General features: G+C 65.8%; 1 protein-coding gene. It reads right to left on the reverse strand.

Annotated features, from left to right (window positions below):
- Positions 1-4,049 (reverse strand): type I polyketide synthase (locus tag NA5_RS38590; protein ID WP_218020262.1); only part of this gene is annotated, 4,049 nt, incomplete at its 3' end.
- Positions 4,050-4,065: the final 16 nt, after the last annotated feature.

Raw genomic sequence — 4,065 nt, forward strand, 5'->3', positions numbered from 1 at the left:
ATCGTCTCGCCCCGACCCAACGCTTGTGCTCCCGCGAGCAGACCGTCACGCCCCTCGGCCACGACCACAGCACGATGCTCGAAAACAGCACGCGTGGCCGCCAGCGAGAAACCCACATCCAGCGGATCCGAGTCGTGATCGAGCGCATACGACACCAGCCGGGCAGCCTGACCGGCAAGAGCCTCGCCACTGCGCGCCGAGAGCACCCACGGCAACACAGCCGGGACAGTCTCGACCACCGGCGCCGGGACCAGTTCCATATCCGGGGCCTGCTCGATGATGACGTGAGCGTTCGTGCCACTGATACCGAACGAGGACACACCAGCACGACGCGGCCGATCAACCTCCGGCCACGCCACCGAATCGGTCAACAACCGCACATGACCCTCGGACCAATCAACCTTCGTCGAGGGCTGATCAACATGCAGCGTTCGGGGCAACACCCCGTGCCGCATCGCCATGACCATCTTGATGACGCCACCGACACCGGCCGCGGCCTGAGCGTGACCGATGTTGGACTTCAACGAACCCAACCACAGGGGACTATCCGCATCACGGTCCTGCCCATAAGTGGCCAGCAACGCCTGCGCCTCAATCGGATCACCCAAAGTCGTACCGGTGCCGTGAGCTTCAACCGCATCCACCTCGACCGGCGACAACCCGGCATTGGCCAACGCTTGGCGGATCACCCGCCGCTGCGACGGACCATTCGGCGCGGTCAAACCATTCGACGCACCATCCTGATTCACCGCCGAACCAGCAACCACCGCCAAAACCTGATGACCATTACGGCGCGCATCGGACAACCGCTCCAACACCAACACACCGACGCCCTCGGACCAACCCACACCATCGGCGGCATCGGCGAAGGACTTGCACCGCCCATCAGGAGACAACCCTCGCTGGCGACTGAACTCCACGAAAGTCTCCGGGGTCGACATCACCGTCACACCACCGGCCAAGGCCAGATCGGATTCGCCCGACCGCAGCGACTGCGCAGCCAGATGCATCGCCACCAGCGACGACGAACACGCCGTATCCACCGACACGGCCGGACCCTCCAACCCGAGCGTGTAGGCGATCCGCCCCGACACCAAACTGCCGGTCGCGCTACTCCCGCTCCCCGCCGCGTAGTCGTGGTACATCACACCGGAAAAGACACCGGTCGAGCTGCCGCGCAGGACCGCAGGATCGACACCGGCGCGTTCCAGCGCCTCCCAAGATACCTCCAGCAACAACCGCTGCTGGGGATCCATCATCGTGGCTTCATTGGGGCTGATCCCGAAGAAATCCGCGTCGAATTCGGCTGCCGAATAAAGGAATCCACCCTGACGGGTATACGTCTTGCCCACCTTGCCGGGTTCGGGATCGTAGATCCCGTCGATGTCCCAGCCACGATCCACCGGCAACTCACCGGTGGTATCGGTACCCGACACGACCAGACGCCACAAATCTTCCGGCGAGGCGACCCCACCCGGATAACGACAGGCCATCGCAACGACAGCGATCGGCTCGTCGTCAACGGCTCTGCTGGCGGTGACCACGCCGTCCTGGCGTATGCCAGCGAACTCGTCGGCCAGATACTTCGCCAGCGCCAGCGGTGACGGGTAATCGAACACCAAAGTCGCAGGCAGCCGCAGAGCTGTGACGGTTTGCATGGCATTGCGGAACTCGATCGCGGTGACCGAATCGAAGCCCAGCTCATTGAAAGCCTTATCCGCCGCAACCGCATTCGCGTTCTGGTGACCGAGGATTGCGGCGACCTGAGCACGAACGATGTCCACGAGAACGCCGAGGCGTTCACTGTCGGGAGTATTCGCCAAACGAGCGCGTAGTGCCGTGGATGCACCCGAGGCCGCTTTGCGGCGATGCGGGATCAGCGCGGAAAACAATGCGGGCGTGGCGGATCCCGCGCTACGCATGGCATCCAGGTCCAAACGGGCAAGGACGACGGCGGCGGTATCGATCCCTGTCGCGGCATCGAACAGCGCGAGGCCCTGCTCCTGCGAGAGCGGCAGCAAGCCCGAGCGCGACATCCGGCGCCGGTCGACATCGCTGAGCTCGGCGGCCATCCCGCCGTCCATGCTCCACAGGCCCCAGGCGAACGACTTGCCGTGGAGCCCGGTCGCGCGGCGGTGTGCCGCAAGGGCATCCAGGCACGCGTTGGCCGCGGCATAGTTGCCCTGCCCCGGGTTACCGAACGCACCGGCCACCGAGCTGAACAGCACGAAGGCCTTCAACGGCAGATCGGCGGTCAATTCGTGCAGGTGCAACGCGGCATCGACCTTGGGGCCCAACACCGTATCCATCCGGGCCGGGGTCAGCGAAGCGATGGCACCGTCGTCGAGCACACCAGCCATGTGGAACACGCCGGTGAGCGGGTGATCGGCAGGCACATCCGCCAGTACGTCGGCGAGCGCGCCGCGGTCTGCGACATCGCAGGCGACGAACTCGACCTCGGCGCCGAGACCCCGCAACTCCGCCCGCAATTCGGCGGCGCCAGGGGCTGATTCGCCGCGGCGGCTCAACAACAGGAGTCGGCGCACACCATGCGCGTTGACCAGGTGCCGCGCGAACAACCCACCGAGGTAGCCGCTGGCACCGGTGATCAGAACAGTGTCTTCCGGTTCGAAGGAGTCGGTCGCGGGAGCGGCCCCGGCAGTGGAGACGACGCGGGTGAGCCGCGCTCTGTGCACCTGCCCGGCACGCACGGCCAGCTGCGGCTCATCCGCAGCCAGAATCCCGCCGAGCAGTCCACCGAGTTCGGGACCGTCATCTTCGGAATCGGTATCGATCAACACGATCCGGCCAGGACTCTCCGCTTGCGCGGAACGAACCAGACCACTCACCGCGGCACCGGACAGGTTCGTAATATCCTCTCCCGCAACCGATACCGCACCACGGGTCCGAACCACCAGCATCGACTCACCGAACCGCTGATCGGCAATCCAGGACTGAATCACCCGCAGCACATCGTGAGTCGCGGCACGAACGGCGACGGTGTCATTACCCGTCGGACAGTCCAGCACCACCGCCGCCGGAACCTCGTCACCGAGATCCGCCCACGACACTGCGGCGGCCTCGGTCTCGGACACCGAGATCGGTGTCCAGTCGACATCGAACACAGCGGTGCGCGTAATGGGTGCGCTGGCGGTGAGCTGTGCGGGATCGATCGGCCGGGAAGCCAGCTGCCGCACCGTCGCCACCGGAGCACCGGTCGAGTCCGCGAGATCCAGAGCGATCGCGTGCTCGCCGAGGCGGGTGATCCGGACACGCAACGCGTCGGCACCGGCCGCATGCACGGTGACACCGGACCACTCGAACGGCAACGCCAATCCGGTTCCATCCGCCGAGGTGTCGTCGGCAAAACGCAACGCGTGCAACGCCGCATCCAGCAAGGCCGGATGCACACCGAACCGCTCCGCCTCGGTGCGAGCCTGCTCGGGCAATTCGATCTCGGCGTAGAGCCCATCGGATCCCCGCCAGACCGACCGCAGTGCCTGGAACACCGGCCCGTAGTGGTAGCCCTGCGCATCGAGGGAGTCATAGACCCCATCGATATCGACCGCAGTGGCACCCGTGGGCGGCCACTGCGCCAGATCCGCAGCGGCACTATCGATTTCGGGCGCGAGTAGGCCCTCGGCATTCAATGTCCACGACGGCACCGAATCGACGTCGTCGTCGGGGCGGGAGAAGATCCGCACCCCGCGACGCCCTGCGTTGTCCTCGCCACCGACAACGACACGCACCGCAACACCCGCCGAATCCGGCAGCATCAGCGGAGCCCGCAGAATCAACTCGTCCAGACTGGCGGAGCCCACTCGCTCTCCGGCGTGCAGGGCGAGCTCGACAAAACCGGTGCCTGGGAACAGCACGGTGTCCATGACCCGGTGGTCGGTCAGCCAGGGGTGCGTCTGCAACGACAACCTGCCGCTGACGGCGACCACATCGGAATCCGGTTGCGACACCACCGCCGAGACCAGCGGGTGTCCGGTAGCCACCAGACCCATGGCCCGGGCATCGCCACTGCCGGAAGACCCTTCGGGCATCCAATAACGCTGGCGC

This window comes from Nocardia anaemiae NBRC 100462, assembly GCF_001612725.1.
In the GTDB taxonomy this organism is placed as follows: Bacteria; Actinomycetota; Actinomycetes; order Mycobacteriales; family Mycobacteriaceae; genus Nocardia; species Nocardia anaemiae.